This window comes from Streptomyces marianii, assembly GCF_005795905.1.
Taxonomy (GTDB): domain Bacteria; phylum Actinomycetota; class Actinomycetes; order Streptomycetales; family Streptomycetaceae; genus Streptomyces; species Streptomyces marianii.
In genome coordinates this window covers 2,287,320-2,311,638 of record NZ_VAWE01000001.1, presented here as the reverse complement: position 1 = coordinate 2,311,638, position 24,319 = coordinate 2,287,320, and the positions used below count along the sequence as shown (strand labels likewise).

Here is a 24,319-nt window from a genome sequence, read left to right as displayed (position 1 = left end):
CGCCACGACCGCGTCTGGAGCAGGCCCGGCGTAGACAGGTCGACGCCGTACACCTCGTGGAGGTCCGCCTCGATGAGCGCCCACTCATCGAGGAGGAGCCCCCACGTCAGGTCTGTGCGGCCTTTCGGGCGCGGCTTGTAGCCGGCGGGGTACTCGTACCACTCTGCGAGCCCCGTGACCGGGTCGATTTCGCCGCACGGGATGAGGCGCGGCGCTGCTCCCGGTTCGGGGCTGCCTGAGAAGGGACGCCGCCCGCGTTCCAGCAGGCTTCGGCGGCGTCGAGGCCCTGCGTGATCCACAGCATCGCGGTCAGCGCGAGGACCTTGAACCGCGCGGAGTTGAGGAACTTGATCGCGTCGTCGTAGGCGGGCCCGAGAACGGTCCGGTACAGGTCCAGTTCCTGAGCGTCGTCCAGGACCTCGGTGTCCGGGTCGGCGCCCTCCGCGGCCATGCGGATCCCGAGCTCCATCAGGGCCTCCACGCGGAGCCCGTCCTCGGCGGAGGGGGCGGGGATGTGGAAGGTGCGGATCTCGCCGTCGTTGCACCGGACGGGCAGGTCGAGGGAGTCTCCGAGGAACTCGTCCAGGACCTTGAAACCGGCCATCAGGGCGTCACCGGGTTCGTGATCGACGTGAGCGGACCCGTGCCGGTGAGCGTCACCTGCACCTGGTCCAAGTCGGTGTACTCGCCGCCCTGCGGCTCCCACGCCACGAGGACGTCACCCGAGTACGCCTCCGGCAGGCCGTTGCGGTCGTAGAAGCGGATCCCGACACGAGAGTCCTCCCCGTAGGCGAGGAACGCCGCGCGCAGCTTCTCGTGCACCGGGCTGTAGGTCGTGGAGTCCGGCGACGCCTTGCGGTTGAACGTCGCTTCGACCTCCCACTCCTGCGCCGTCTTGACGTTGGTCTTCCACCCGTCGGAGTCGTACGTGGTGTCGTCTTCGTGGTTCGGGTCGGCGGTCCACTGGAACTCGGTGATCGCCGGGCACAGTTGCCAGTCCGGGGAGCCGGACGCGCCCATGTTGACGTCCATCCGCCAGCGGCGGGCCAGCGCGGTCTCGGTCGGCGTCGACATGACGCGGTCCTCCTAGTCGTTCAGGTACGGCGCCGGCCTGACGGTCCGGGCGTAGTAGTTGGCGGTGAGCTCCTCGCGGCCGGTCGCGTCCTGCCCCATCAGGGCTTGCGACTGGCGCCAGATCAGGCCCACGCGCAGGGAGCCGAAGGTGAGGGCCTGCCGGTTGTGGAGCTGGGCGAACACGGCGTCGGCGATGTCGCCCGCTTCGAGCGGATCCGGTCCGACGCGGATGCGGAACTGGACGCCCGTGATCGCGTCCGGCTGGTCGGTGTCTTCCACCGGGTAGGTGTTGAGCCAGATCACCCGGTCCGGGCTGTCCGGCATGGCGCCGAACCCGAGTGCCGTCTCATCGGCCGCGTAGACCTCTCCGGGGTTCGGTCGGTACACCCCGAGCCCCGCGTCCGCGAGGAGCCCCGCCAGCCCTTCGAGGAGGGCGCGCGTGTGAGCCACGGTCACCCCCCTGGGTCAGCCGCGGAGCCAGTCCCGCAGCGAGACGTGCATCAGGCGGAGCATGGTGTCCCGCTCCGTGTTCATGGGCTGCTCCAGGTACTTCGCCTGGCGGCCCGGCAGGTGTCGCCACGTCAGCTCTTCGTGCTGACGGACGGCGTACACTGCGTCGTACGAGATCGCCCCGTTCAGGCCGTCCACGTTCACCCGGCCGGAGCGTTCGAGGGTGCCCTCCTCCAACGGCACCAGCCGGTTCGCGACCCCGAGGGTGTGCTCCAACGCCTTCTGAAGCCCCTTCGACGCCGCGCGCCGGCCCCGGCCGGTCCACAGACGCTGCCCCGTCCACGACATGCGCGCGTACTGCGTCACTGGAGCTGCACCTCCAGATGCGACGGGACGGGAAGTTTCCCGCCGTCCTGCGGCACCGACGCGATCACGGTGGTGGTCCGGCCGCCGGGCAGGGTCACCCGTGAGCGGGCCGGCGCCACCGTGTCCAGCGGCGCGTAGAACGTGCTGGAGGACGTGACCTCTTCGCCCGCCGGGTTCCGTACCAGGCGCGTGGACTGCCGCAGCAGTCCGCGGACCTCCACCGGCGCCCCGTACACGGTGCCCGTGGGGCTGGTGCCGAGGAGCGGCTCCACCGTGACCGTGTGCTGCCGCAGGAACCCCGGGAGGGTCACGACAGGATCACCCCCTCCAGCGCGAGGGATTCGAGGATCTCCCTCGCCTCCGGGGTCAGGTCGGTGTCGTCGGCGGTCGCCACCGGCGCGGACTGCCGCGAGAACGACAGCCCCCCGGCGCTGACCGACGTCCACGGGCTGGCCGTCGGGTCGTCACTGTCCCCGGCGGCCGCCGCGTCCCGCTTCGCCCACTCGCCCGCCTGCGCCGACACCGCGTCCCGGAACGCGTCCCGGACGTCCGTGTCGGACGGGAACCCGGCCGAGTCCGTGTCGTAGATCGCGGCGATCATCTCCCGATCCACGAGCCGCGAAGCCCGGGCGAGTAGCCGGGCGATGTTCGCGGGGGCGGGCTGCCCGGTGAACGCCTCGTACTGCTCTGTGGTGGCGTAGACCCTGCCCACCAGGCAGCACCCCCTTACGCGCTCGCGCCGATGAGGACGATGTCGTACGTCACCGACGTGCCGGCACCCGAGTTGGCGACCTTCAGCAGGTCACCGGAGCCGGCGGTCACGGCGTAGCCGGTGGCGTCCGTGGCGTCGGCCATGACGCACAGGGCGGCGCCGGGGCGCAGCGTGATCGTGTGGGTGGCTCCGAGGAGCGTGGCCCACGTGTTCGTGGCTGCGGCGCCGACGACGACGTTGTTCGTGTTCCCGACGGCGGCCTTGATGATCAGGCCCTTGATGCGGGCGAAGGTAATCGCGGCCCCGAAGGCGTCCAGCAGGACGCCCGCGAGGTCGAGATCCTCCGTCGCCGACGCGGCGAGGGTGCGCCGGTCGGAGAACACCTTGTCGGCCTGCCCGGCGCCGGTGCCGGAGGAGAGGTTGACGGCGTGCCGGACCTGGAGCGGCACCGTGCCGGTCGCCAGGTCCAGCGCGCTCGTCAGGTCCGCCGTAGCGGCCACCGACAGAGAGGAGACGAGTCCCACAGCCGCCCCCTCACGTCGCGACGACCAGCGGCACGGTGGCCACGGTCGTCGGGCTCGCGATGGTCGCCGGAGCGGTCGTCGTCAGCGAGCTGCCCGACGTCTGCGCGAGCGGCTTCTCCCCGCTGATGATCCCGGCGGAGGCGGTCGTGGAGACGCCGACCAGGCTGGGCGGGGTGGTGGCCTTCACCATCACCGCTGCCCAGTACACGCCATCCTCGGTGATCGTGACCGGGGAGGACAGCGCCAGTGTCTTGTTCGTGGTCGCCGCCCACGCTGCCGTGAGCTGGTCCGCGGTCTGCGCCAGCAGCGCCGGAGTCGATGCGGAGGAGTAGAGCGCGAACCAGTAGTTCGTGGGCGTGCCGGCTGCGGTCGCCCCGGACCGGAACGTCAGGTTGGTGACGACGTCGCCCTTCCGGAGGTACAGCGCCACGCTGGTCATGACCTGCGTGGTCAGCGCCCCGGTGTCGGCGACCGCGTCGAGGCGGCGCATGTTCGAGCGGGTCGCGGTCGAACCGCCCGCCGACGCCTGCCGGTAGTGGTCCGAGGCGTACGAGAGTTCGTCCCGCACGTTGCCGGTGTATCGGCCGAGCTGCGTCACGACGACGCACCGCCCTTCTCTGTGATCGTCTTGCGGTTCTTGCCCTCGGCCTCGGCGGCGAGGACACGCTCCCGCTCCGCCTGGCCGGCCTCGTCCTCGCTCAGCGAGTCGAGGTAAGCGAGGACCTCGGGCACGTCATGCCCGGATGGGTCGAACGAGCCGTTCGGGTCCTGCGGCGGCTTCGGGTCCGCCTTGGCCTTCGCCTTGGTCTTCGGCTCCGGCCGGACGGTCTCTACGGTGTAGCCGTGGCGGCGGAAGTAGGACAGCGCCCGCCGGTCGCGGACGCTGTCGGCGGTCGCCTCACCCTTCCGGAAGGACACTCCGGCGATGTCGGCGGTCACGGGCTGCGGAGCGGTCACTTGGATCTCAGCCATGGTCACTGCACCTTGACCTTCCGCAGCACGCCGCACGCCTTGGTGTTCTTCAGCACCATCGCGGACGGGCCCATCTCGATCTCGCCGGACTTGACCGCGCCCGCGTGCATGAAGTCGGGCATCCACGTCTGGACCAGCGGGATACCCGCCACCGACGCGCCGTGGAGAGCGTCCAGACCGAACGTGACGGCGTAGATGTCCGTCAGGCCCGTGATGGTGCTGCCGCCGCCGCCCTCGTCCGCGTCCTCCGAGTAGATCGGAATGATCGGGTTGGCGCCGGCCTGCCCGTCGCCGATGTCCACGAGGGCCCAGTCCCCGTAGCGTTCGATCCGTCGGCCAAGGGAGTCCTTGTCGGCGGTGAACAGCCCGGCCCACCGTGCCAGGGCGCGGATGCGAGTGATGCTCTTGCGGTTGCCGAGGATCGCCCGCTCCCCGGGCGGGAGCGCCCCGGGGGCGCCCGCGTCGCCGCCGCCGGTCTTTGACGGGGTGATCAGGGACAGGAACTCGTCCAGCTGATCCAGCGCGGCCATGGCCAGTGGCTGGGTGATGACGGTCGCCGCCCGCCAGTCGAGGTATCCGGCGGTGGTGCCGTTGTCGAGCGGGTCGTACTCCGTCGCCGTGCCCGTCAGGGACTTGTCGAGTCCGTCGAACCCGTTGCTGTCGACGGCGGTGTCCCCGGTGATGAGCTCCTCCTGCCACTTCTGCTGCGTGGCGGTGAGCAGCTGCTGCATCTGGAACGTGATCTCGTTCGACGTGCCCGGGCCGAGCCGGGACAGGACACGGTCCACGTTGAACGCGCCACCGTGCGGGTGGAGCTCGACGGTGACCCGCTCGCGCTCCGCCTCGCTGGGGCTGTACTCGGTGTTGTACGCGCGGAACGCCGCGGTGCGCACGGTCTTCAGCCGCGTGTAGCCGTAGGTGAGGGTGCCGCCGCCGGTGCCCGGGGTCACGGTGTCATCGAAGACGATCCGGTCGAGCAGCCAGCTGTAGCGGCGCAGGTTGTCGATCACGGCATAGTCGACGTCGACCGCCGTGTTGAGCTGGGCCTGAGCCAGAGTCACAGGCATGAGGGCTCCTTGATGGTCAGCCGGCGTTCAGCGCGCCGGCAACGGCTTGTCCGAGGGAGGTGGGGCGACCTGTGGTCCCGGGCCCGCCGGGGAACTCGCCCCCGCCCCGCCGCGGCGCCTGGCCAACGCGGAGCTGAGGATTGCGGCCGAGGGCCTCGTTGATGGCCTGCTCTACCGCGGTGTTGAACGCCTCGGGCGTCATGTCCGAGGGGTCGATGTTGTCGATCGTGTCGCAGAACGCGCGGGAGTCGAGGAGTGCGTCAGCGTTCGCCCCGAGCCGCGCTGCGGTCTTGTAGACGTGGAGTTCGAGGGTCGCGGACGCGGCCCGCTCCTCCGCGGCGGTCAGCTTCCCGTGCGACTCGGTGAGCTGCTGCGTCAACTGCTCCGCGGTCGGCGGCTTGTCACCGGCCTCCAGCCCGAGGGCCTTGCTGATCGTGCCGAGGAGCTCGTTGCGGGCCTCGGCCGCGGAGTTGGCCTTCGCGGTCGTGCGCTCCTTGCCGGCCTCCGCGCGTGCGTCGCGGATGGCCTTGGCGACCGGTTCCGGGAGGGAGTCGACCTTGCCGTCCCACTGGTATCCGGCCCACGGGTCCGTGACGGATCCGCCCTGTCCGGACTGCGATCCGGGCTGTCCGGATCCCTGTCCGCCCTGGCCGGCGCCGTTCCCGCCGGATCCGTCACCGGCGCCTCCGCTGCCGGATCCGGAGCCTGCGCCGTCCCCTCCGTCGGCGTAGACGATCGGGGAGAAAGGGCCGTGTCCGTAGGGGTGTGCCCATCCTGCGCCGTCCAGGCGTGTGCGGGCGAGGGTGCTGCGGTGCATGGTGCCCTCCTGGGGCAGTGGAGGCCCGCTCCTGGCGGGCGGTGGGCATGCAAAAGGGCCCGCACGATGGCGGGCCCAAGGGGTGAAGCGGTTGGAGGTCTACTCGCCCGGGAGCGGCCGGTTCTTCGCGTAGCCGCGCAGCCATGCGGAGCGGCGGAGGTCGCCAGACGGGTAGGGGCACGCGTTCGGTCGGTCGCCGCGGCGCCCGGCCTCGGCTCCCTCGTTGAGCGCCCTCACCACCTGCTCACCCGGTCCCATCTTGGCCCCCTGCTCACAGTCGGTTCTGCTGGTCGCCGCGCGACTTGCGGGCCGTGTCGCCGGCCGCGGTGCGCTGCCCGGTCACTTGCTCCTGATACTCGGTGAGCGTAGTGCGCGGGTTCGCCTGCCACCAGCGCTTGAGCTCCTCCGATGCGCGGGCGTAGGCGACGTGTGACGGGCCCGTGAAGAGCGACATGGGGTCGATGCCCTGCCGGTCCGCGTCGCGGGACAGCAGCACGCCGCGGAGCTCGTCCTCGGCGGCCATGTACTGGGCGTACACGTGCTCGCGGTACATCTCCTGCACCCGCGCGCGCGAGTACGCACTCCGCGCCGACTCCTGCTCCTGCTCCCGGTCGGCGAGCCATCGTTCCGTTGACGACATGCCCTCGCGCGGGTCCGGACGGTCGTCGGCGAGGTGCGCCCATCCGTCCGGGCTGGAACCCAACAGCTCATCGATCGCGGCCCGGTCGGCGAGCTGCCCGTCCATGGTGCCCGCGCCGGATGCTTGCGGGAGGGGTGCGGGCGGGTGTCGGCGGTCCATCTCCGCGGCGATCCGTTCGGCCTCGTCGGGCCGCGCGTAGGCCAGGGACCATCCGAGGGTGTTCTCGTCCACCCCTGACAGGTCCTCGGCGAGGCTGCCTCCGGGGAACACTTCGCCGACCTTCTGCCGCCGGTCTGCCTCATCGGCGATGGCGGCGAGCTCCGGCCTCGTGGCCGTGCCGACTCGGCGGCCCAGCTCGGCATCGGACAGGCCGATCAGGTCGGGCCGGGCGCCGGGCAGGCGGGCGGCGGTGTCGCGGCGGTCCATCTCGCCCGCTACGCGCTGCGCTTCCTCGGGGTTCAGCTCGCTGAGGGCGCGCCCTAGTTCGGTGTCGGAGAAGCCGGTCAGGTCCCGGGAGAGGCGCCCGCCGGGCCGTATGCGGCCCATGAACTCGCGCTGCTCCTCGGCGTCGTCCCGGCCCTGCTTGGCGATCCGCTGGAATGCAGCCTTGCCCAGCTTCCGGCGGCCGATCCATGCCGCGAGGGCCTGCGGATCGCGCGCTCCTTGCCGGGCGAGTTTGGCGACGAACGCCCGTCCCATGCTGTCTCCCCTCGGGTCAGCGTGCGGCGTCGATTTGCTCCCTCTGCGGCTTGCGGCGCAGGTGCTCGCGTGCGTCGATGTGCTCGCGCATGGCGGCTTGCCACGCCCGGACCTTCGCGTTCGCCGACCGCCGCGCGTTGTCGTCCACGGACGCTGCGGCGCGACGCTTCCACCGCCTGATGTGGCGCTCGATCTCGCGTTGCCGCTGAGTGTCCTCGTACGTCGTCCCCGGGGTGGGATGGTGCGACGGCCGCGTCGTCACCCCGGGCAGGTACGCCGCGAGGGAGTGGCGGCAGTTCGGGTGGAACAGGCCAGCCGCGCGGGCCTCCGTGAGGCTGCCGGCGACGTGCACGGGGATGATCCGCGGCCGTCGGCGGATCCGACCGACGTTCTCGGTGGCGTGCTCCGCGCGCACGGTGTGCGGTCCGGACTGTCCGGACAGGGTCAGCGTCTCGCCCTCCCACGGCCGGCACAGGGGGCATTCCAGCGGCGCATCGGAGACGATGACGAGCCCGACGCCGATCTCCCCGAGGGCGTCGATGTGGCCCTCTACGGCGGCGCGGGCGGTGACGGACCGGACGGCCATCTCCGCATAGCTCGCCATGTCCCACGACCGGCCCGCCCGATCCACAAACCCCGTGATCCCCTGGTTCGCGAACTGGTCCAACGCGCGCTGCGCGGCCTGTCTGCGGGTGTTCGCACCGAGGAGCACCCCGCCGGAGGCGTTCGCGACGATCCGCCGATAGGTGTCGACCACGGCCCGGGTGATGCGCACGTACAGCGGGCGGGTGTCTTCCGCCATGGACGCGGCCAGCCGGTCCACGGCGGGCGCGTTCGGCAGGGTGTCCCGGGCGACGAGAGCGCGGCCGATGTCCAGGGCCCCGAGCTCCGCTGCGGCGGCCTGACGGCCCCGGTTGTACGCCTCGATCAGGGCGCGCCGCACGGCCCCGTCCGAGTCGCGCTGGAGCGCGTCGGCGACGGCCTCCACGGCGGTGCGGAGGTTGCCGACCGCGGCGAGCTTGAGCTCCGCCCACCGCGGCGACTCGATGTCGGCCTCCAGCGCCGCGGCGAGGCGTTCGAGGAGCGCCCGCTCAGTGTCCTCGTAGAGGCGCCGCACCTCCGTTGCGAGGTCTTCCGCCATCGCGGGGGACACCGGCATCGGTCACGCCCCCTTCGGCTGCTCCCCGCCTGCCTTGCGGCCGAAGCCGGGCGCGCCGGGCCCTTCGGCCCCGGTCTCGGTCGGGTCGTTGACCATCTGCCCGGTCTCCTTCAGGATCCGGTCGGTCTCCTCGCGGACCGCGGTGTCGTCCAGCTCGGGGTTCCGCATGCGGACCTTCGCCTCCGTGCTGATGGCCTGCGCCTGAGCGAGCAGCGAGATCGTCTCCGCGACGCTCTTCGGGTCCTCCGACACCGAGTCACCGAACTGGATCCGCGGCCGCTCCACCGTCACCCGCGAGAACCCGAGCACGGTGTCCATCTGGAGCATGGCCTCCGCGAACGCCCCCAACTCCGGCAGCCAATAGCCGCTCTTCTGGTCCCGCAGGATCATGCTCTTGCGCTCCCGGGCGACCACCTCGGTCGCCGTGACCGCGGTGGTGTCCCCGAGCCCGAAGGACTGAGCGCTGTAGCCGGCCGCCTGGACGGCCTGCCGGGTGAGCGCGTTCCACGACCGCTCGTGCTCGTCCACGCGGATCGTGAACTGGTTGAGGGTCAGGCCCTCGCCGCCGGTCGGTGGGGCCTTGATGCCCGTCCACACGTCCTGGTCGTCATCGAAGTGGGCGCCCTTCCCGGGCCCGAGGTCGGTCAGGAACTGCTCCGGGGCGATGATCCGGGACTTCGCGAGGCGGATGTCCCGCATCCACGACGTGTAGACCTCATCGAGGGACATGAAGTGGTCGCGGATGCCGTCGGACTGCCAGTCGGAACGTCCCAGCATGCTGCCCCGGTGCTTCCGGTTGGGGCGGATGTTCGGGATGTAGACGCAGGCGAGGCCCTTCACCCCGGTGGTGATCGTGTCGCCGGGCCCGTCCGCGTCGAGCTCGGCGGCGATCGGCTCCGTCGTGGTGTCCTCGGTGAGCGGCACGCGCTGGCCGAGGTTGTCGAGGGTGCCCTCATACAGGCCGTGGAGGACGACGCCGGGTTCGTGGCGCTCCAGGTGCCGCAGCACGGTGCCGCCGTTGCGGGCCACCTCCCGCCACAGGGTGATCCCCGTGAGCACCCCGAACTGATACTCGGGGAGCACCCCGTCAGCGTGCACGGCGGTCGGCAGGGGCCGCTTCGCGAGGTCCTTGTTCCACGTCGTACGCAGGCACACGCCACCGAGCGCGGCGGACACCTCCGCAGCCTCGCGGAGGATGTTGTTCAACCCGCTCTCGTCGGCGATCTCCTGCCACCGGTCCTGCGTCTCGGTCAACTCGAACGTGAACGTCGGCGGCTCGCTGAAGAGGAGCGCCGCGGACGTGGCGGCAATGTCCTCCGCGAGCGGCACATGGAGCCGGCCGTCCCGCGCACCGACCGGGCGGGGCCGCTCCCAGAACCGCCACGGCCGGCCGCGGTCGTCACGGATGCCGTTGGACGCGGCGGCGTGGTCGTAGCCCTGGAGGGCGTAGACGGTGCGCAGCTTGGTGCGGTCGCCGGAGTACCAAGCGTCATCGATGCGCATGTCCTGGAGCTCCGCGGCGTACTGGGGCGGCGGCCATGCCGTGTTGTTCTCAGGCAGCGGCACCGGACACCTCCTCGTAGTCGATCAGGGGGCGCCACTCGTGCGCCGTGGAGTGGAGCGCGTAGCGCAGGGCGTCCGCACTGTGGTCGTCCACCTTCAAGGGCTTGTCCTCGCCGCGCTCGGCGGCTTTCTCGTCCCACGCGTAGCCGGGGAGCTCCCCAAGCAGGCCCTCGCAGGAGCGGTGGATGCGGAGCAGCCCCGAGCCGAGGGCGACCCCGACGGACCGGATGCCGTCGATGACGTCATTGATCGCGGGCGCGATCCCGGGGACGCGTTCGGTCCACAGTTGGTTCATGAACGACGCGGCCGACGGGTCCACGAAGATCCATTCTGGGCGTACGCCGCGCGCTGCGCCCTGCTCCCCAGGGCGGCGTACGTCCGCGAGCCACCGCCGGACGTTCAGGCTGTACTCCGCGTCGGTCAACTGCCGGTGCGCGGCCACCGAGTCGTGCCGGTACTCCGACACGGCGTACAGGTGGTCGTCCTCGCCGTGCCCGATGAGCACCGCGGAGAACGGATTGACCGTGCCATAGTCCACGCCCACGGCCGTCCATCGCCGCATGTAGGGCATGAGGTCCACGACGTTGCGGGCCTCATCGAACATGTCGTACACCGCGCCCGACGCGAGGCACCACTCACCGAGGATGAACCGCCGGTACCACAGGCCGATGTACTGGGCTTTCAGCCGGCGGACGAACCCCGGGTCCAAGCTGGGATTGTCGTCCAGGGTGAAGTGCCAGTTCGTCAGCCCGACCTCCGCGCCGCGGAGGATGAACTCCTTCCGGAGCCAATGGAACGGCCCGTCGGGGTTGGTCGTCGCGAGGAGCCGCGACTCGCTGCCCACACGCAGACGCGAGAGCAGCATCATCCAGAACGCATGCGGCACGAGGGTGGCCTCGTCCACGTAGGCGAGGGCGATCGTAGCGCCGCGGATCCGGCCCTCCGCGCGGGCGTCGCTCGCGCCGATCAGGTGCACGGTGCGCCCGAGGATCACGGCGGTGGTGGAGCCGTTGGTGTGCTTGACGTGGCGCGCGAGGGGCCCGAACAGGTGGGTGGACTGGAGCGGGTCGAGGATGTTCCGCTCGATGGTCTGCAACGTCCTGCCCACGATGACGATGAGGCCGTGGTCGGGGGCGAGCGTCAGTCGGATCAGGAACGCGATCAGAGACGCGATCGTCTTGCCGGACGATACGGCCCCGGACCAGAGGGCGATCGGCGCGTCCTGCGCCTCAACGATGCTCGCTACCTGCCGGCCTGACAGGGGGAGGGGCACGTCACGGAGCATCACCGTCCCCCTCGTCATCGGGTGGCGCCTGCTCGGTGTCCTGCTGCTCCCGGTAGACGGCCGCCAGTCCGGTCATGAGCTGACCGACCATGGACCGGGCGGCCTCGTGCCCGCCGTCGTCCTGGAGCGGCACGAGCCGGAGGGACTTCTCGATCGCGATACCGGCCGCTGACATCAGGTTCTTTTTGTCGAGCGCCGGTGGCTCCGGGACGTCCTCTTCGGTGTACGTGTTGTCCTTGCCGCCGATGTTGAACACCTTCGCGGGGAGCCACTGCTGCGCGGTGAGTCTCAGCGCATCGTCGGTGAGCGCCTCGGCGAGGATGGAGCGCTTGTCGGCAAGGTCGGCGACCCGGGCGCGGGTGGCCTCCTCGGTCGCCGTGCGGTCGAACGTGAGGCCCATGGCGGCGGCTTCCACGCTGATCGTGCGCGGGCTCCGTACGAGTCGGCGAGCGATCTCGTTACGGCCGCACCCTTCGGCGTGGAGGCGGCGGATGTCGGCGCGGGTCTCGTCGGTGACCGGGTTGGTGTGCTGGTTGCCGCCCACGTGGTCACCTCCGGGCACGCAAAAGGCCCCGCGTGGGGCGGGGCCTGAGTGGCTGTATCCGGGCACGCCGGATCTGCCGCCCATGATGGGGCACGATCACGCGGGATGCAACTACGGGCGTAGTGAAGCCCCTGCCGGGTGGAGGCGGCAGGGGCCGGGCGGCCTGAAGTGGGAGGGCCGCAGCCCCGGAGGGCAGCCCGACCGGTGCTCCGGACGCGGGTACCACCCGCGCATGGGCCCAGGCTGCCCCTCGGATCAATGACGCTACGCCGGGCCCCGCTCTAGCGGAACCCCTCGTTCAGCGGTTCTTCGGGGCGCCGGGCACCGGCTTCTGGCCGGTCGGGTAGTGGCCGCCCCTGCTCGCGCTGTACGTCGTCTCGTGCTTCGGGTCGGGGCGGGTCTGCGGGGCGGCGGGCATCGTCTTCTTCAGTGTCATGATGGGCGGTCCTGTCTCGTTGTTCGGGATGGGGACCGGGGCGGTCGCTCGCCTGGCAGCTGGTCGGCCGCCCCGGGGTTCAGCGGGCGCGCACCTCGTGCCGGCGGCGCGCCTCGTTCGGGTCGATGATCCGAGCCCCGGCCTGGCCGATGAGCTCTACACGCAACCCCTCTCGGGCCCCCTCTCCGGACTCGTTGTTGGTGTTGGCGTTGGCGCCTGAGCTGCACAAACAACCCTCGGAAGGGGTGTCCGACTCGGGGGAGAGGGGCGGCGGGATGTCCTCGTGGTGCACGCCCGGGCCGTTTCCCGCGGGCGTACGGACGCCGCGAGTGCGGATGCCTGCCTCGCCGAGGAGGGCCCGCACAGCCCGGGTGTTGGGGAGCCCGGCCACCTTCTGGATCTGCGTCAGGAGTACGGACCGGCCCGGGTCGGCGGCCTCGTGGAGCGTCGCGACGATGTCGACGGGCTCCGGCTGCTCCTCCTCGGCAGCCGGCTCCCGGCGGCGGGCATTCCACGCGCGGGCGCGCTGTACGCCGACCGTGCCGGCGGCGCCGATGAGGACGTACGCCGACTCGGGCACGGCCTGCACCAGGGTGAACAGCGAGCCGCCGACGAGGACGACAGCGACGCAACCGCCCGCAAGGCGGCTCCCCTGCTCCTCCCCCGCGGGCGCGTCGGCGCTCACGTCCACGCTCCCGTGATCCACGCCCCGGCGACGTTCACCGAGGATGCGAGCGGCACGGCCGCGTACCGGGCGACGCCGGCGGACAGCCCGAGGCCGATCCCGGACAGCCAGCCGCGCCACTTCGAGCCGGTCGCGCCGCGCTTCCGGCGGGCGAGGAACGCGACCAGGACCAGCACGGTCATGAACAGGCCGCCCTCGGTGAGGGGGGCGCTGGTGCTGCCGGGTGCGGTGCCGGTCTGCGCGCCGACGCCGTACACGAGCAGGCCGTCCCCGAACGTTCCGAGGCCCCACAGGGCGGTGTCGCCGATCCATCCGACGATGCCGCCGACGACCATCACGGTGAGGGCGCCGACGCACCAGCAGGCGAGGAACGGGAGCAGGCCGGCGAGGTAGTTGACGGCGTTGGTCTGGAGGGCCTTGATGCTGGGGAACCAGACCCAGACCTCCCAGACGAGGAGGGCCATGCCGACGAGGACGGCTCCGAGGGTGGGGGTCATGGGTGGCTCCAGAGGGCTGCGACGTAGGCGATGGCGGCGGTGAGGACGGCGACGGTGCGCACCGCGGGGAGGACGTAGGCGGCGCGCTGGAGGGGCGGGGCGAGGGCGACGAGCGCGGCCCCGGCGAGGAGCGCGAGCATCCCGAGCCCGATCACGACGAGGGCGGCCATCAGCCGGCCATCCGGGCGAGGCGGATGTACCGGTCCACGGTGTCCGGGCGGGCGTTGGCGTCGGCCCGCTTGCGGACGTAGGCGAGGACGCGATCCGGTTCGGTGAGGCCGGAGTCCACGGCGGTCCGGACTGCGTCCTTGATGGTCATGGGCGGGCCGGGGGGCTGCTCGTCGGACTGGTCCGGACGGTCCGTGTCCTGTCCGGACTGGTCCGGATCGGCGTCCGGAGTGTCCGGACCGGCGGGCAGCGCGGCCTGCTCGGCGGCCACGAGCCCGCGGGCGCGCAGGACCTGACGCTGTACCGGGATGAGCGCGAGCGACGCGCCCGCTTCGGCGAGTTCCTGGCGGAGGAACTCGCGGGTGCGTGCGTCCAGGGGCGGCGTCTGGTGGCGGAGGACGACGGTCCACAGGCCCTTCGCGAGCCCGGACACGGCGGCGCCGACGATCCCGATTTCCGGGTAGCCGGCGATCCAGCCGTGCGCGCCGACGGCGAGCATGGCGACGAGGAGGGCGACGTGGCCGGCGGCGCGGGGGAGTCGGGCGCGGTCGGGGTCGTAGCGGGCGAGCCATTCGACGGCCATGCATGCGATCCACGCGAGGTCGAACACGATCGCTGCGCCGTACGCGGCGGGCTCGATGACGACGCGGGAGAGGAGCCCGCCGACGGACGCGGTGGACCACACCACGCACGCGGTGAGGACGAGGACGGCGACGGCGGTCACGCCGGTGAGGACGGTGCGGTCCCAGTCGCGCGGGGGCGCGGGGAGCTCGATGGCGACCTCGTCGGGGACGAGGCGGGTGCGGCCGCCCACGGTGTGGGGCACGAGGCGGGTTTCGTAGACGGTGCGGGTCTTCACGTGCTCCTCCGGGAGCGAAGAGGGGGCCGGGCCCCGGGGGGAGTGGTCGGGGCCCGGCCGGCTGGTGGTGTCAGCGGCCCTGTGCGAGGCGGGCGCGGACGTCGGCGGCGTCCTCGTAGTCGGCGGCGCAGTTCTGCGGCGTGGCCGGTTCGGCGAGGATGCGGTTCGGCTGCGGCTGCGTGACCTGGGTGCGCTGCTCGGGGGCGTCGTGCTCGGGCGCCATCACAGGGCCTTCGCTGCGTCGCGGAGGCGGAGCGCGTACTCGCCGGCCGTCTCGCCGCCGTGGAACTGTGCCCGCGGGCAGACGGCCCGGGCGCGCTCGTTGGCCTCGTCGGCGACGACCTTCGGCAGGCCGTCGAGGACGGTGCGGGTTGCTTCGCGGCCGGCGGCGTTGAGTTGCTGCTCGGTGATGGCGAGGTGCGGCCACTCGTGTTCGAGCTGCTGCGCGGTCTCGGTGAGGAGTCGGGCGGCGCGGGTGGGCTCGGTGAGGATGCGCGCGAGTAATGCGTCGAGGTCGGGGCGGTCGGTACGCTCCATGTCGGGCCTGCTCTTTCGATCGCTTCGGGGTAGGCCTGGCCCCGGCCATGTGGCGTTCGTAGCGCCGGCCGGGGCCGTTTGGTGCAGTCCTGCTGTCTTCTACTGCCGCAAGCCCCGACCCGAGATCCGGGCGGGGCTGCGGTGCAGGGTTGATCAGTTCCAGGTATTGAGCTGGGACAGGCGGTAGCGCTTGCCGGACTCGGTCACCCAGGCGAACACGTCCCCCTTTCCGCGGGGCGAGTGCGTGACCTCCGGGCACTTCTTGTGCCATGCGGCCTGCACCGTGATCCGGTATCCCTGCTTCTGCAAGCGGACTGCCTGCGCACTCGTCATTTCCGCTCCCTCTGCCGTGTTCCGTCTCGATGTCTCCCGCTTCGTCAACCAGCTTGGCCAATGCGCTTGGCCATTGTCAAGTGGGTTGGCCTATCGGGTTGGCTGATCGCGTGGCATCATGTCCGAATGGACACCACCGCTCTTGACGCAGCCGCGAAGCGCTACCGGCGTGCCGAGGCAGCACTAGGCAAGGCGCGCGCCGAACTCACGGCGGAAGTGGTCGCCCTACTCCGGTCCACAGACGAACGGGGCGTACAGGCAGAAGCGGCGCGGCGTACCGGGTGGTCCCGGGAGCAGATCCGGCAGATCATGCAGCGCGCCGACGAGACGCCCCCGGCCGCCGACGAGTAGCCGCGCACAGCAGAGCCCCCGGACCATCCCGGCCCGGGGGCTCCGTCACGTCTCAGGCTGCCGCGACCGCACCCCGCGACGCGATGATCCCGCGCTCCGTCCACAGCGCCCCGCACCCCTTGCACCGTGCGACCGGGGCGGCGCCGGCCCCGCCGTACACCTCGATCGTGCCCCCACACTGGCACGGGTGCTGCGCGGTCAGTTCGCGGCGCTGGTCGGCGAGGTCGAGCGCCGTCTCCATGCGGAGGAGCGCCCCGGCGGCGACGGACGCCACGTGCTGGTGCTGCTGCTCGGTGAGCGCCCGCCCGGGCCAGGTGATGCCGTGGACGCGTGCGCACAGCCACAGTGCGGCGTATGGGCCGGTGCGGCGGCCGGTGAAGCGCCAGCGTTGGGGGTGGATCGCGTCGGCGGCGGCGAGGCGGGCGCGGCGGGCGCGGTCCTCGGCTGCGATGCGGGCCTCCTTCGCGGTGGCGTAGAAGCCGCTGTGCGGTCGTAGCGGTTGGACGGGTGTGCGCTGGTTGTCGCGGGCGATGCGGTCGGCGGTGTCGATGAGGGCGGCTTCGACGGCGTGGAGGGTGTCGTGGATGTGGAGGTTGATGGGGACGGGGCGTTGGCCGATCTGTGCGGGGTCACGCTCGAGCGCGCGCAGTGCTCGAGCTTCCTCGAGGTCGTGCTCCTCGAGCGTGGCGAGGTAGCCGCGGAGGCCGATGCCGAAGCCGGCGGGGGTGGTGGGTGTGGCGAGGGCGTCGCGGAGGTCGGTCCACAGGGTGGCGATGGTGCGGAGGTGCGTGGCGGTGGTGGTCATCGTGTGCTCCGTGGGGCTGGGGCGGTACGGTGATCGCACCAGGGGGCGCGCCTGGTCCGGGAAGACATGAGGTGCGCCCCTCGCGCATGTCAGGTCGTGGTGATGTGCACGGTGATCGTGCGGAGCGGCAACAGCGCGGGGGAGAGCTCGGGCGACTCCGAGGCGTGTGCCTTGTCCAGGCACAGCTGACACAAGCGCCGTTCTGGATAGTCCGCAGGCGAAGAGAGCGCGCGGGGCCACTCAAGATGGCCATTGCAGTAGGGCTCAACATCGATCTGCCCGTGGGTCGCCACGGTCCCCTGCGTGAGGAGCCCTCGGCCGGTCGCGATGTGGATGACGGACCCCAAGAGCGTCTGACTTGTCCAGTAGCGGGGTTTGACGCGAACTGGCGTGTAGATCGCAACCATGCCCATGGTGCGCTCTCGCACGGTCTCGCCTCTCTCCAGCGCCCTGTGTCGTGCTGAGCCGTGCGGTCGGCTCAGCACGAAGCGCGGCCGAAGCTTGTCCATGGGTCACGTCTCCTTGGGCTCATCGATGGCGGGGAAGGCGTAGCGAAGGGCGTCGGCAGAGTCACGGCTCCGATACAGCCGGTCGAGCTCGGCGCGGAGCCGGTCGCGTTCGGCGTACAGGGCGTCGAGTGCGTCGCTGGTGATCGTGTCGACGGTGTGGCGGGGCGGGTGCTCGGCCGCGTACTTGCGCTTCGCTGCGCGGACCACCTCAGCGAACGCGGCTCGGTCCTCGTCGGTCATTTCCTGCGCACCGCGTACGCGGATGGTCTCGCCGTCGACCTCTACGGGGCGGCATGTGTCGGCGGCGCGCTGTTCGCGTTCGGCGGCGGCGCGGCGGGCGGCTCCGATGGGTCCGAGGTCAGGCACGGCGCTGCTCCCTGTCGTGGCGGTGGATCAGGTCGAGGAGAAGGCCCGCGGCCCCGGCGACGGCGTTGTCCCGTACGCGGCTGGTGTACGTGACGGCAGTGGTGGGCCGCGCCCAGTCCTCGCACTGCTCCCGGATGGCCTGGAGGGTGAGCGCGGCAGCGTCCTGCTGCGCGGTGCCAGCGTTCACGGAGTGCGGGCGCGCGGCGCGCTCGGCCAGGCGCGCGGCAGTGCGGCGCTGGCGGCGGCCCTCGGCGACGAGCTGCACGACGAGGACGGCGACGGCGAAGAGCAGTAGCCCGGGGTAGATGAGGCCGGCGGCGCGGAGGGTGACGTCGCTCATCGGTTTCTCCAGGGTTGGTCGGCCCAGTGGGCGAGGGGGATGCCGGTGGTGATGGTGACGAGGGCGATGTAGGCGAGGGCGAGGAGGAACGTCACGGGGCGCTGCTCCCCTCGTCAGCGGGCGACTGGAAGCGGCCGCAGGAGCACAGCGGGACGGTGCACCCCTCGTAGTTGCGGTGCCAGTTGAGGGTGTGCTGGCAGGCGTCGCATGGGGTGGCGAGGAGCGCGGCGGTGGGCGAGGCGTTGAGGCGTTCGGCGCGGGCCGCGTCGGACAGGGCGTGGCACGCGGCCTGGCACTCGGGGCGGTCGATGTGGAAGCGGGGGGCGAGGTTCTCGGGCGTGCCGGGCGGTACGAGCGGGGCGCTCCACGTGTAGCCGACGTCGCTGGTGGGGATCTGCTCGCCGCAGTGGGCGCAGATCATCGAGTGGGGGCGGGTGTCGAGGTCGTGGATCCATGCGGCGCAGACGGCGGCGACCTGGATCAGCTCCGCGCGCAGCTTCGCCGGGTCGGTCTCGGCGAGTGCCTCGTAGACCTCCTCCAGCAGGATCAGGGACCAGCGGGGGCCGTTGAGGGACTCAGCGGCGTGTTCGACGTCGTTGCGGGCCTGGTCGGCCATGCCGACGTAGTACTCCGCGCAGGTGCCGTCGCGGTGCTTCTGGTCGCCCCACTTGGCCAACTGGGCTTGCCGCTCGGTGTCGACGGCCTCGGCGAAGCGCTTGAGGCCGGGGGCGGTGAACAGGGTCGGGTACATCGGGGTCTCCGTACGTGTACGCGCGCGCTATGCGCGGGGCGGGCGGGAACCGGATCAGCGGCCGGTCAGGCGGCGCCGTGTCCGGTGTCTGGGTGGCTGCCGGTGTGGGGGTCGCAGCCGATGTGGGTGTCGTAGCCGCGGTTGGCCCAGTCGGTGTTCATGGGCTGGGTGCAGATGGTGCAGAGAGGGGTGTCGGGGGTGGTGGTTTTCTCGTCCTCCCCCACACCTCCCCCCTCCCTAGAGGGGGAGCGGGGGGAGGGAGGTTTTGATGGGCCATCCCCCCGACCTCCCCCCGGGTTTGGGGGGATGTTTGACCTGCGGTTTTGTTCAAACTCCCCCGAGGTCCCCCCAAGATCCGGGGGAGTTTCGCGTTCAAGATCGCGGGGGAGGTTCGGGGGGAGGTCTTCGGGGGCCTCCTGGGCCTCATCGAGGGAGTCCCGGCGCTTGCGCTGACGGACCGCCTCTTCGATCTTGTCCTTGCGCATTTGGATGCCGTACTCGGAGCACCACTTGATGACGCGGGGGCTGCCCCAGCGCATGGGAATGTCGGCCTTGTCGAGGACGGTGACGAGCCACTCGGGGGTGCCCTTGACCGGTTCGGCCGGGCCGCGCAGGTCGAGGGACTCCAGCACCACGGACGTCACGGGCCGGCCGTCGGGCTTGTACTCGCCGTCGAGGGTGACGACCTTCAACCCGAACTGGAGGTCGGCGCCTTCCTCGCTGTCCTTCTGCTTGCCGACCTTCATCGTGACGACGATGTTCCGGGCGTTGTCGCCCTTCTTCGACACGTGCATCTCGGACTGGAGGGCGCCCTTCGCGGCCGACGCGCCGCGGCCGTGCTCGCCCACGTGGCCGGTGTGATGGATCAGGAGGACGCACGCTTCGGTGGCGCGGCGGAGGTCGTCCATGCGCTCGATGACGATGCCGAGTTCGGTGTTGGAGTTCTCCTCCACGCCGACCGAGACGCGGGCCTGTGTGTCGATGACGATGAGCTGCGGGCCGAGGCGCCGCATGGCCTCGATCAGGACGTCCCACTCTGCGCCGCGGGCCTGCACGGGGCGGGGCAGGAAGAGGACGTTGTCCATCTTCACGCCGTAGTGGTTCTCCCACGCGCGGACGCGTTGGCGGATGCCGCGGGCGCCCTCGGCGACGAGGTAGACGACGGTGCCCTGACGGACGTAGTGGCCGTGCCAGCGCATGCCGGTGCCGACGTGCCCGGCGAGGTCGATGGTGACGAACGACTTCATGTGCCCGGAGGGGCCGATGATCCGGGCGAGGGTGTCGAGGTGCAGCAGGTCGCCGACGAGGGGTTCCAGCGTGGGCATGTTGTCCAGGGCGCTGGCGTCGAGAAGTTCGGCGAGGAGTGCGTCTGCGGGGTCGCCGGAGCGGCCGGCGGCGCGTTCCTTCTGCCGCTGGAGATAGTCGTCAATGAAGGTGACGGCCGCGCCGGGTTCGGCGTCGGGGGCGGTGGCCTGCTGGACGAGGCGGCGCCCGAGGTCGGCCTCGGCGCGAAGCTCGGCGCGCTTGCGGACCTCCAGGGCGTAGTAGGTGGGATCTCCGCTGATGAAGTTGGAGAGGTGGGAGACGTAGTTTGCGGTGCCGGCGCGCTGGAGTTCCTTGCGCTTGTCGAGGGCGATGACGACGGCGGTGGCGCCGGTGGGCTCGCCCTTGTCGTGGAGGGCGCACAGCACGTCCCAGATGAGTTCGTGGGCAGGCTGGGAGAAGTCATGGCGCTGGAAGCCTGCGGCGCGGAGGGTGTCGACGTTCCGGCCGTCGTACATGCAGTCACCGAGGATGTACCGCTCGGCGTCCAGGTACTCGGGGCCGTGCGGGTCCGCCTCGTTGCGGGGTTCCAGGTGGCGGACGTTCTCCACGGGGCGGCTCCTCAGAAGAGAGTGGTGGGCTCGGCGGGCGGGCACTGGTGGTCGGTGACGTGCGGGTGTGGGCAGTCGGCCGGGTGGAAGTGGCTGATGGAGCGGAGTTGCGGCGGGACGTGCGGGCCGCCCTGGCGGAGGCACCAGATGAGGCGGTTGGGGGTGCGCACGGCCTGCTGCTGCTCGGGGGTCAGGGGCGTGAGGTCCGCGGTGACGCGGAGAGCTGCGACCCGGCCGACCCACTGCCGGTGGACGGCGGCCCCGCACGACGGGCACCGGGAGTCGGCGGCGCCCGTCGTGCGAGACCGGGTCATCAGTCCACGTCCGAGCCGAGGTGGAGCCCGACGCCGTGCCGCAGCACCGAGCCGGCCGTCTCGTGGCCGACTTCATCGAACGTGCCCTCGCTGGTGCGGGCCTTGTACATGCGCTGCTGGACGTCGCGGAGGACGTTCTCCATCTCGGCGCCGCGGGCGGCTTCGGCGAAGGTGACGCGGACCTTCACGGAGGGCTTCTTGTCTTCGCTGGTGGCGTTGCCGGTGTACTGCTTTGCGGTGAGTTCGGCGATGACCATGACGGTGCTGTCGGGGTTCTCGAACAGTTCGCGGCGCTGGTTGCGGGTGAGCGACTCTTCGATGGCGCCTCCGAAGCCGTCCAGCTTGACCTCGGGGATCTGGTCCTTGGGGAGTCGGGGCATCATGCGGCCTTTCTGGGTTGGTGGTGCTCGGTCGGTGCGGGGTGGCAGCGGGTCTGGTGGTCGGCGCGGACGTTGGCGACGAACTCGCGTACGTCGTCGGGCCCGGACACGGGGCCCTCGGTGGTGCGGCAGCGGAGGCACTCGAACCGGGCCCGCGGCTCGCGTCGGTAGACGATCTGGCCGGCCCGGTCGCCCTTGCGGATCTCGTGGCCGTCGCCGCCGTCGATGAACAGGGCGCCGGTGATCTCCACTGCCGGGGTCATGCGGCGAGCTCTCTGCGTTCGTCCCGGGCCCGCCGGATGGCCCTGCGTTGGTTGGGGGTTGTCCCGCCCCAGACGCCGACGTTCCCGCCGTGCTCGATGGCGTGTTCCAGGCATTCGCGGCGGACGGGGCACCCCGTACACACGCTTTTCGCGGTGGCGGACGTGCTGCCGACCTCGGGGAAGAACGCGTCAGGGTCGGTCTGGGCGCAGAGCGCGTCGTCGTGCCAGGCGGGGACGAGCGGCAGGATCATCGGGCCACCGCCACGGGCGTCGTCGGCCACGCGCAACCCGCGAGGGCCTTCCCGTTCCGCTCCGGGACCGCGGCGAGCGGGTACCCGAGCCACGCCATCCCGGCGGCCATCGCCACGTACGCGTCTGCCTCGTCGTAGCGGGCGGCGCCCTCGGTGTAGACGCCGTATAGGTCGGCGACCGCGGACCGTACCTCGCCCTTGCTCGCCTTGCCATAGCCGGTGGCGTACAGCTTCAGCGTGGAGGGCGGGATGACGGCGTACGGGATGGACTGCCGGTAGCAGAACTGGCGGACCAGGACGCGGAGCCCGGCGAGGTCCTCGTGCCCGGCGAGGGCCGCGTGTCCGTACGACGGTCCCTCCATCACGACCAGATCGGCGGCCTTGACGAACGGGGCGACGGCGCCGACGAGGTGGCGGAGCCGTTCGTCTCCGCGGAGTTTGGTGCGGATGCGGTCGGTCCAGCCTTCGCCCGCGACGCCGGTGGAGGTGAGGGAGAGGTCCAGGCCGACCACGAGGGGGCGGGGGGTCAGCCCGGGCGCGGGGGTGTCGAGGGCGAGCTGCGTCACAGGGACCCCCCTGCCTGGCGGGCCTGCCACTGCTCCTCGGTGAGGTAGCCGCGGCGTGCCGCGTACCGCTCGTTCTGATAGGCGTTCTCCGCGATGCGGCACGGCTCGCACAGGGGCTCTTCACGGTAGCGGTGCTGGCGAGCGCCCTTGTAGGTGCCGTGCGCGATCGGCTTGCGCTGGCTGCCGCCGCGGGGCTTCTTGAGGCCGATGTCCTTGATGAGCCGGTCCAACTCCGCTTCGGTGAGCGTCACTTCACACCTCCGATGGGGAGGCCGAGGGTGCGACGCTGAGTCGGCGTGAGCTCCTGAGCGTTGTGACCGACCGCGTCCAGCAACTGATCCGCCAGCCGCTGGTTCACCCGCTTCTGCGCGGCGAGCTCCTCGCAGAGCGCCGTCACGGTGGCGGGCTCGGCCGGCCGGGCGGTGAGCTGTGCGCGCAGGTCGCCGATGATGCGGTGCGCCTGCTCTAGGGCACGCTCACGCGCGTCGAGGTCTGTGGCCATGCGCCGCTGGTTGCCGACCGCAGCACGCGCGGTCCCCTCAGCCTCCTCAGCACGGCCCCGGTAGTGGTCGATACGGGCGAGGAGCTCGGCCTCGCGGGACGTCCGGGAACGGAACACGATCTCGGTGAGCCAGCTCATGAGGCTCCTCCGTTCTGCTGCGGTGGGATGAGGGGCCACGACCCGTCGATGACCTTGTTCGGGTCGCCGCCCTGCTCCGGGGTGGCCTTGGTGCGGAACCACTGCTGGAGGCCAGCCTGTTGCTCGGCGCGCCACGCGCGCTGCGCGGCGAACAACTGCTGCGGCCCGTACGCCTGGAGCTGCGGGTACCGGGCGAACTGGGCCTCGGCGATCAGCAGCGCGGCGAGCGCGTCGGCCTCGGCGGTGTGCCAGTCGGTGAACTCGACGCCGTACCGTTCGGCGGTGGGCTGGAGCTTCCGCATGCCGGTGCCCTTGACGTACTTGTCGCACTGCTTGTCGATGACGTGCGGGTCGACGAGCGGCAGCGGGCCGGGGCCGACGCGGTCGTACATGGTGGCCAGGCCGTGGCGGGTCAGCTCGTAGTGCAGGACCGACCAGTCGTACGAGGTGTTGAACGCGACGAGTGGGATGCCGTAGGCGATGGCATGGGCCATGGTCGTGGCGATCTCTTCGAGCGCGGTCTTCGGGTCCTGGCCTTCGGACTGGGCGCGGGCGTCGTCGATGCCGTGGATCTCGGTGGTCTCGGGCGGGATCGGGACGCCGGGGTTGATCAGCCACGCCTGGGCGTTGTCCGGGCTTGCCCCGCCCCGGGCGACGAGGGCCGCGGTGACGATGCGGGCCTCGGTCGGGTCGGGAGCGGTGGTCTCGGTGTCCCAGCCGATGCGGCGGACGGTGAGGAAGGCGCTCACTGGCCACCCCCGGCAGCGCGCTCCTTGCCGAGACGGACGACCAGGTCCCCGATCGGCTCCTCTTCGCCGACCTCGTTGGTGACCAGCGCACCGAGCTGGCGCGTGGTTTTCAACTCGTGGTGGATCTGCCGCAGACGCCCGGCGCTGGTGCGCGGGTCGCACACCTCGTCCACGTACGAAACGGCCGGCCGGATCGGGTCAGCGCCGCGCTCGTGCCGGTCGGCGTCCGGGTCCGTGTCGTGCGTCGGCGTCAGGCCGAAGGAGAGGAGCAGCGTCCGTAGGGCGACGGACTGCGCCTTGGTGGTGCTCTTGTCGGCGGTGTCGAGGGCCTCGCCCATCGTCTGGAGGGTGAGCGTGTCACCCTTGGGCCCCATGATCGTCCAGGTGACGAGGACGGAGCACTCCCGCATTTTGCCGCCGTTCTTGGTGGTCTTCTCGCCGTAGGTGGCGGTGACCTCGGTCGGCATCACGTGCACGCCGTGCTTCAGCGTCACCGGGCCGAACACGTTCACGACCGTGTCGACGCCGCGGAAGTTGAAGCGGGTGCCGGACTGGTTGTAGAGCTCGCCCTTGGCGATCGCCCGAATCTCCCGGCGGACCCGCAGCCACGCGACGTGGACCGGGACCATCTCCGGGTCGTCGTCGCCGGGCTCGTAGTCAGCCATCGGGTCCGGCGCCGGGGCGAACTGCTCGGGCGCCGTCTCATCGGCGGCCTGCTCCCCTTCCGTCAGGGTGCGGCCGGCCGCGGCTGCGGCGTTCTCGCGCAGGCCCAT

General features: G+C 71.4%; 41 protein-coding genes. 1 reads left to right on the top strand and 40 read right to left on the bottom strand.

Annotation, left to right across the window (positions count from 1 at the left end; all coding sequences use genetic code 11):
• Nucleotides 1-106: 106 nt before the first annotated feature.
• The 25 genes from FEF34_RS10315 to FEF34_RS10215 form a co-directional block, all read right to left on the bottom strand.
• Nucleotides 107-604 (bottom strand): DUF7426 family protein, encoded by a 498-nt coding sequence (locus FEF34_RS10315; protein ID WP_138052906.1) that lies wholly within the window; start codon nt 602-604, stop codon nt 107-109.
• Complete coding sequence (locus FEF34_RS10310) at nt 604-1,074, bottom strand: phage tail tube protein (protein WP_138052905.1); 471 nt, start codon at nt 1,072-1,074, stop codon at nt 604-606. Before FEF34_RS10310 ends, FEF34_RS10315 begins: the two co-directional genes overlap by 1 nt.
• A gap of 12 nt (nt 1,075-1,086) precedes the next feature.
• Nucleotides 1,087-1,524 carry a minor capsid protein gene (locus FEF34_RS10305; protein ID WP_234042354.1) on the bottom strand — a complete coding sequence of 146 codons (438 nt, stop codon included), beginning with the start codon at nt 1,522-1,524 and terminating at the stop codon, nt 1,087-1,089.
• 15 nt (nt 1,525-1,539) lie between these two features.
• Nucleotides 1,540-1,890, bottom strand: coding sequence for a minor capsid protein (locus tag FEF34_RS10300; protein WP_234042353.1), 351 nt, complete (start codon nt 1,888-1,890; stop codon nt 1,540-1,542).
• Complete coding sequence (locus tag FEF34_RS10295; RefSeq protein ID WP_234042352.1) at nt 1,887-2,201, bottom strand: hypothetical protein; 315 nt, start codon at nt 2,199-2,201, stop codon at nt 1,887-1,889. Before FEF34_RS10295 ends, FEF34_RS10300 begins: the two co-directional genes overlap by 4 nt.
• Complete coding sequence (locus FEF34_RS10290; protein ID WP_138052903.1) at nt 2,198-2,602, bottom strand: hypothetical protein; 405 nt, start codon at nt 2,600-2,602, stop codon at nt 2,198-2,200. The genes FEF34_RS10295 and FEF34_RS10290 overlap by 4 nt, the downstream gene beginning before the upstream one ends.
• 14 nt (nt 2,603-2,616) lie before the next feature.
• Nucleotides 2,617-3,126 carry a hypothetical protein gene (locus FEF34_RS10285; protein WP_138052902.1) on the bottom strand — a complete coding sequence of 170 codons (510 nt, stop codon included), beginning with the start codon at nt 3,124-3,126 and terminating at the stop codon, nt 2,617-2,619.
• 10 nt (nt 3,127-3,136) lie between these two features.
• The gene (locus tag FEF34_RS10280; protein ID WP_138052901.1) at nt 3,137-3,724 is read right to left on the bottom strand and encodes a hypothetical protein; all 588 of its coding nucleotides are present in this window, start codon (nt 3,722-3,724) and stop codon (nt 3,137-3,139) included.
• Nucleotides 3,721-4,098: a hypothetical protein gene (locus tag FEF34_RS10275; protein WP_138052900.1), complete on the bottom strand. Its 378-nt coding sequence runs from the start codon at nt 4,096-4,098 to the stop codon at nt 3,721-3,723. Before FEF34_RS10275 ends, FEF34_RS10280 begins: the two co-directional genes overlap by 4 nt.
• Before the next feature lie 2 nt (nt 4,099-4,100).
• On the bottom strand, nt 4,101-5,165 hold the full coding sequence (locus tag FEF34_RS10270) for a major capsid protein (RefSeq protein WP_138052899.1): 1,065 nt from the start codon (nt 5,163-5,165) through the stop codon (nt 4,101-4,103).
• A 16-nt stretch (nt 5,166-5,181) separates the two neighbouring features.
• Nucleotides 5,182-5,982 carry a hypothetical protein gene (locus FEF34_RS10265; protein ID WP_138052898.1) on the bottom strand — a complete coding sequence of 267 codons (801 nt, stop codon included), beginning with the start codon at nt 5,980-5,982 and terminating at the stop codon, nt 5,182-5,184.
• A 99-nt stretch (nt 5,983-6,081) separates the two neighbouring features.
• Nucleotides 6,082-6,240: an Rmf/CrpP fold protein gene (locus tag FEF34_RS41170; RefSeq protein WP_171052896.1), complete on the bottom strand. Its 159-nt coding sequence runs from the start codon at nt 6,238-6,240 to the stop codon at nt 6,082-6,084.
• 13 nt (nt 6,241-6,253) lie between these two features.
• On the bottom strand, nt 6,254-7,321 hold the full coding sequence (locus FEF34_RS10260; RefSeq protein WP_138052897.1) for a hypothetical protein: 1,068 nt from the start codon (nt 7,319-7,321) through the stop codon (nt 6,254-6,256).
• Nucleotides 7,322-7,337: 16 nt separating this feature from the next.
• Nucleotides 7,338-8,480 (bottom strand): phage minor capsid protein, encoded by a 1,143-nt coding sequence (locus FEF34_RS10255; protein ID WP_138052896.1) that lies wholly within the window; start codon nt 8,478-8,480, stop codon nt 7,338-7,340.
• A 3-nt stretch (nt 8,481-8,483) separates the two neighbouring features.
• The gene (locus FEF34_RS10250) at nt 8,484-10,046 is read right to left on the bottom strand and encodes a phage capsid protein (RefSeq protein ID WP_199800657.1); all 1,563 of its coding nucleotides are present in this window, start codon (nt 10,044-10,046) and stop codon (nt 8,484-8,486) included.
• Nucleotides 10,033-11,328: a PBSX family phage terminase large subunit gene (locus FEF34_RS10245; RefSeq protein WP_138052895.1), complete on the bottom strand. Its 1,296-nt coding sequence runs from the start codon at nt 11,326-11,328 to the stop codon at nt 10,033-10,035. The genes FEF34_RS10250 and FEF34_RS10245 overlap by 14 nt, the downstream gene beginning before the upstream one ends.
• Nucleotides 11,318-11,872 carry a helix-turn-helix domain-containing protein gene (locus FEF34_RS10240; protein ID WP_171052895.1) on the bottom strand — a complete coding sequence of 185 codons (555 nt, stop codon included), beginning with the start codon at nt 11,870-11,872 and terminating at the stop codon, nt 11,318-11,320. Before FEF34_RS10240 ends, FEF34_RS10245 begins: the two co-directional genes overlap by 11 nt.
• Before the next feature lie 298 nt (nt 11,873-12,170).
• Complete coding sequence (locus FEF34_RS41165) at nt 12,171-12,308, bottom strand: hypothetical protein (RefSeq protein WP_171052894.1); 138 nt, start codon at nt 12,306-12,308, stop codon at nt 12,171-12,173.
• Nucleotides 12,309-12,387: 79 nt separating this feature from the next.
• A complete protein-coding gene (locus FEF34_RS10235; protein ID WP_138052893.1) occupies nt 12,388-12,993 on the bottom strand; it encodes a hypothetical protein in 606 nt (201 codons plus the stop codon).
• Nucleotides 12,990-13,490: a hypothetical protein gene (locus FEF34_RS10230; protein ID WP_138052892.1), complete on the bottom strand. Its 501-nt coding sequence runs from the start codon at nt 13,488-13,490 to the stop codon at nt 12,990-12,992. The genes FEF34_RS10235 and FEF34_RS10230 overlap by 4 nt, the downstream gene beginning before the upstream one ends.
• The gene (locus tag FEF34_RS41160) at nt 13,487-13,660 is read right to left on the bottom strand and encodes a hypothetical protein (RefSeq protein WP_171052893.1); all 174 of its coding nucleotides are present in this window, start codon (nt 13,658-13,660) and stop codon (nt 13,487-13,489) included. Before FEF34_RS41160 ends, FEF34_RS10230 begins: the two co-directional genes overlap by 4 nt.
• Nucleotides 13,660-14,517: a protein transporter Sec31 gene (locus tag FEF34_RS10225; RefSeq protein WP_138052891.1), complete on the bottom strand. Its 858-nt coding sequence runs from the start codon at nt 14,515-14,517 to the stop codon at nt 13,660-13,662. Before FEF34_RS10225 ends, FEF34_RS41160 begins: the two co-directional genes overlap by 1 nt.
• 70 nt (nt 14,518-14,587) lie before the next feature.
• On the bottom strand, nt 14,588-14,740 hold the full coding sequence (locus FEF34_RS41155) for a hypothetical protein (RefSeq protein ID WP_171052892.1): 153 nt from the start codon (nt 14,738-14,740) through the stop codon (nt 14,588-14,590).
• Nucleotides 14,740-15,054, bottom strand: a complete 315-nt coding sequence (locus FEF34_RS10220) for a hypothetical protein (protein WP_138052890.1) — start codon at nt 15,052-15,054, stop codon at nt 14,740-14,742. The genes FEF34_RS41155 and FEF34_RS10220 overlap by 1 nt, the downstream gene beginning before the upstream one ends.
• A gap of 153 nt (nt 15,055-15,207) precedes the next feature.
• On the bottom strand, nt 15,208-15,387 hold the full coding sequence (locus FEF34_RS10215; RefSeq protein ID WP_138052889.1) for a hypothetical protein: 180 nt from the start codon (nt 15,385-15,387) through the stop codon (nt 15,208-15,210).
• A 126-nt stretch (nt 15,388-15,513) separates the two neighbouring features.
• On the opposite strand from FEF34_RS10215, the gene FEF34_RS10210 reads away from it, so the two are divergent.
• Nucleotides 15,514-15,738, top strand: coding sequence for a hypothetical protein (locus FEF34_RS10210; protein WP_138052888.1), 225 nt, complete (start codon nt 15,514-15,516; stop codon nt 15,736-15,738).
• 52 nt (nt 15,739-15,790) lie between these two features.
• Here the strand turns inward: FEF34_RS10210 and FEF34_RS10205 are convergent, their stop codons facing one another.
• The 15 genes from FEF34_RS10205 to FEF34_RS10135 form a co-directional block, all read right to left on the bottom strand.
• A complete protein-coding gene (locus FEF34_RS10205) occupies nt 15,791-16,543 on the bottom strand; it encodes a hypothetical protein (protein ID WP_138052887.1) in 753 nt (250 codons plus the stop codon).
• An 89-nt stretch (nt 16,544-16,632) separates the two neighbouring features.
• On the bottom strand, nt 16,633-17,052 hold the full coding sequence (locus FEF34_RS10200) for a hypothetical protein (protein WP_138052886.1): 420 nt from the start codon (nt 17,050-17,052) through the stop codon (nt 16,633-16,635).
• A 3-nt stretch (nt 17,053-17,055) separates the two neighbouring features.
• Nucleotides 17,056-17,418, bottom strand: coding sequence for a hypothetical protein (locus FEF34_RS10195; protein ID WP_138052885.1), 363 nt, complete (start codon nt 17,416-17,418; stop codon nt 17,056-17,058).
• Nucleotides 17,411-17,758 (bottom strand): hypothetical protein, encoded by a 348-nt coding sequence (locus FEF34_RS10190; RefSeq protein WP_138052884.1) that lies wholly within the window; start codon nt 17,756-17,758, stop codon nt 17,411-17,413. The genes FEF34_RS10195 and FEF34_RS10190 overlap by 8 nt, the downstream gene beginning before the upstream one ends.
• 91 nt (nt 17,759-17,849) lie before the next feature.
• On the bottom strand, nt 17,850-18,509 hold the full coding sequence (locus FEF34_RS42000; protein WP_199800656.1) for a hypothetical protein: 660 nt from the start codon (nt 18,507-18,509) through the stop codon (nt 17,850-17,852).
• A gap of 65 nt (nt 18,510-18,574) precedes the next feature.
• On the bottom strand, nt 18,575-20,383 hold the full coding sequence (locus tag FEF34_RS10180) for an AAA family ATPase (RefSeq protein WP_138052883.1): 1,809 nt from the start codon (nt 20,381-20,383) through the stop codon (nt 18,575-18,577).
• A gap of 11 nt (nt 20,384-20,394) precedes the next feature.
• On the bottom strand, nt 20,395-20,697 hold the full coding sequence (locus FEF34_RS10175; protein WP_138052882.1) for a hypothetical protein: 303 nt from the start codon (nt 20,695-20,697) through the stop codon (nt 20,395-20,397).
• The gene (locus FEF34_RS10170) at nt 20,697-21,080 is read right to left on the bottom strand and encodes a hypothetical protein (protein ID WP_138052881.1); all 384 of its coding nucleotides are present in this window, start codon (nt 21,078-21,080) and stop codon (nt 20,697-20,699) included. Before FEF34_RS10170 ends, FEF34_RS10175 begins: the two co-directional genes overlap by 1 nt.
• Entirely contained in the window at nt 21,077-21,340 is a 264-nt protein-coding gene (locus tag FEF34_RS10165) for a hypothetical protein (RefSeq protein ID WP_138052880.1), read from the bottom strand. The genes FEF34_RS10170 and FEF34_RS10165 overlap by 4 nt, the downstream gene beginning before the upstream one ends.
• Nucleotides 21,337-21,591 (bottom strand): WhiB family transcriptional regulator, encoded by a 255-nt coding sequence (locus FEF34_RS10160; RefSeq protein ID WP_138052879.1) that lies wholly within the window; start codon nt 21,589-21,591, stop codon nt 21,337-21,339. The genes FEF34_RS10165 and FEF34_RS10160 overlap by 4 nt, the downstream gene beginning before the upstream one ends.
• Nucleotides 21,588-22,157 carry a RuvC family protein gene (locus FEF34_RS10155; protein WP_234042351.1) on the bottom strand — a complete coding sequence of 190 codons (570 nt, stop codon included), beginning with the start codon at nt 22,155-22,157 and terminating at the stop codon, nt 21,588-21,590. The genes FEF34_RS10160 and FEF34_RS10155 overlap by 4 nt, the downstream gene beginning before the upstream one ends.
• Nucleotides 22,154-22,408 (bottom strand): hypothetical protein, encoded by a 255-nt coding sequence (locus tag FEF34_RS10150; protein ID WP_138052878.1) that lies wholly within the window; start codon nt 22,406-22,408, stop codon nt 22,154-22,156. Before FEF34_RS10150 ends, FEF34_RS10155 begins: the two co-directional genes overlap by 4 nt.
• Nucleotides 22,405-22,797 carry a hypothetical protein gene (locus tag FEF34_RS10145; protein WP_138052877.1) on the bottom strand — a complete coding sequence of 131 codons (393 nt, stop codon included), beginning with the start codon at nt 22,795-22,797 and terminating at the stop codon, nt 22,405-22,407. The genes FEF34_RS10150 and FEF34_RS10145 overlap by 4 nt, the downstream gene beginning before the upstream one ends.
• A complete protein-coding gene (locus FEF34_RS10140) occupies nt 22,794-23,546 on the bottom strand; it encodes an exonuclease domain-containing protein (RefSeq protein ID WP_138052876.1) in 753 nt (250 codons plus the stop codon). Before FEF34_RS10140 ends, FEF34_RS10145 begins: the two co-directional genes overlap by 4 nt.
• Complete coding sequence (locus tag FEF34_RS10135; protein WP_138052875.1) at nt 23,543-24,319, bottom strand: ERF family protein; 777 nt, start codon at nt 24,317-24,319, stop codon at nt 23,543-23,545. Before FEF34_RS10135 ends, FEF34_RS10140 begins: the two co-directional genes overlap by 4 nt.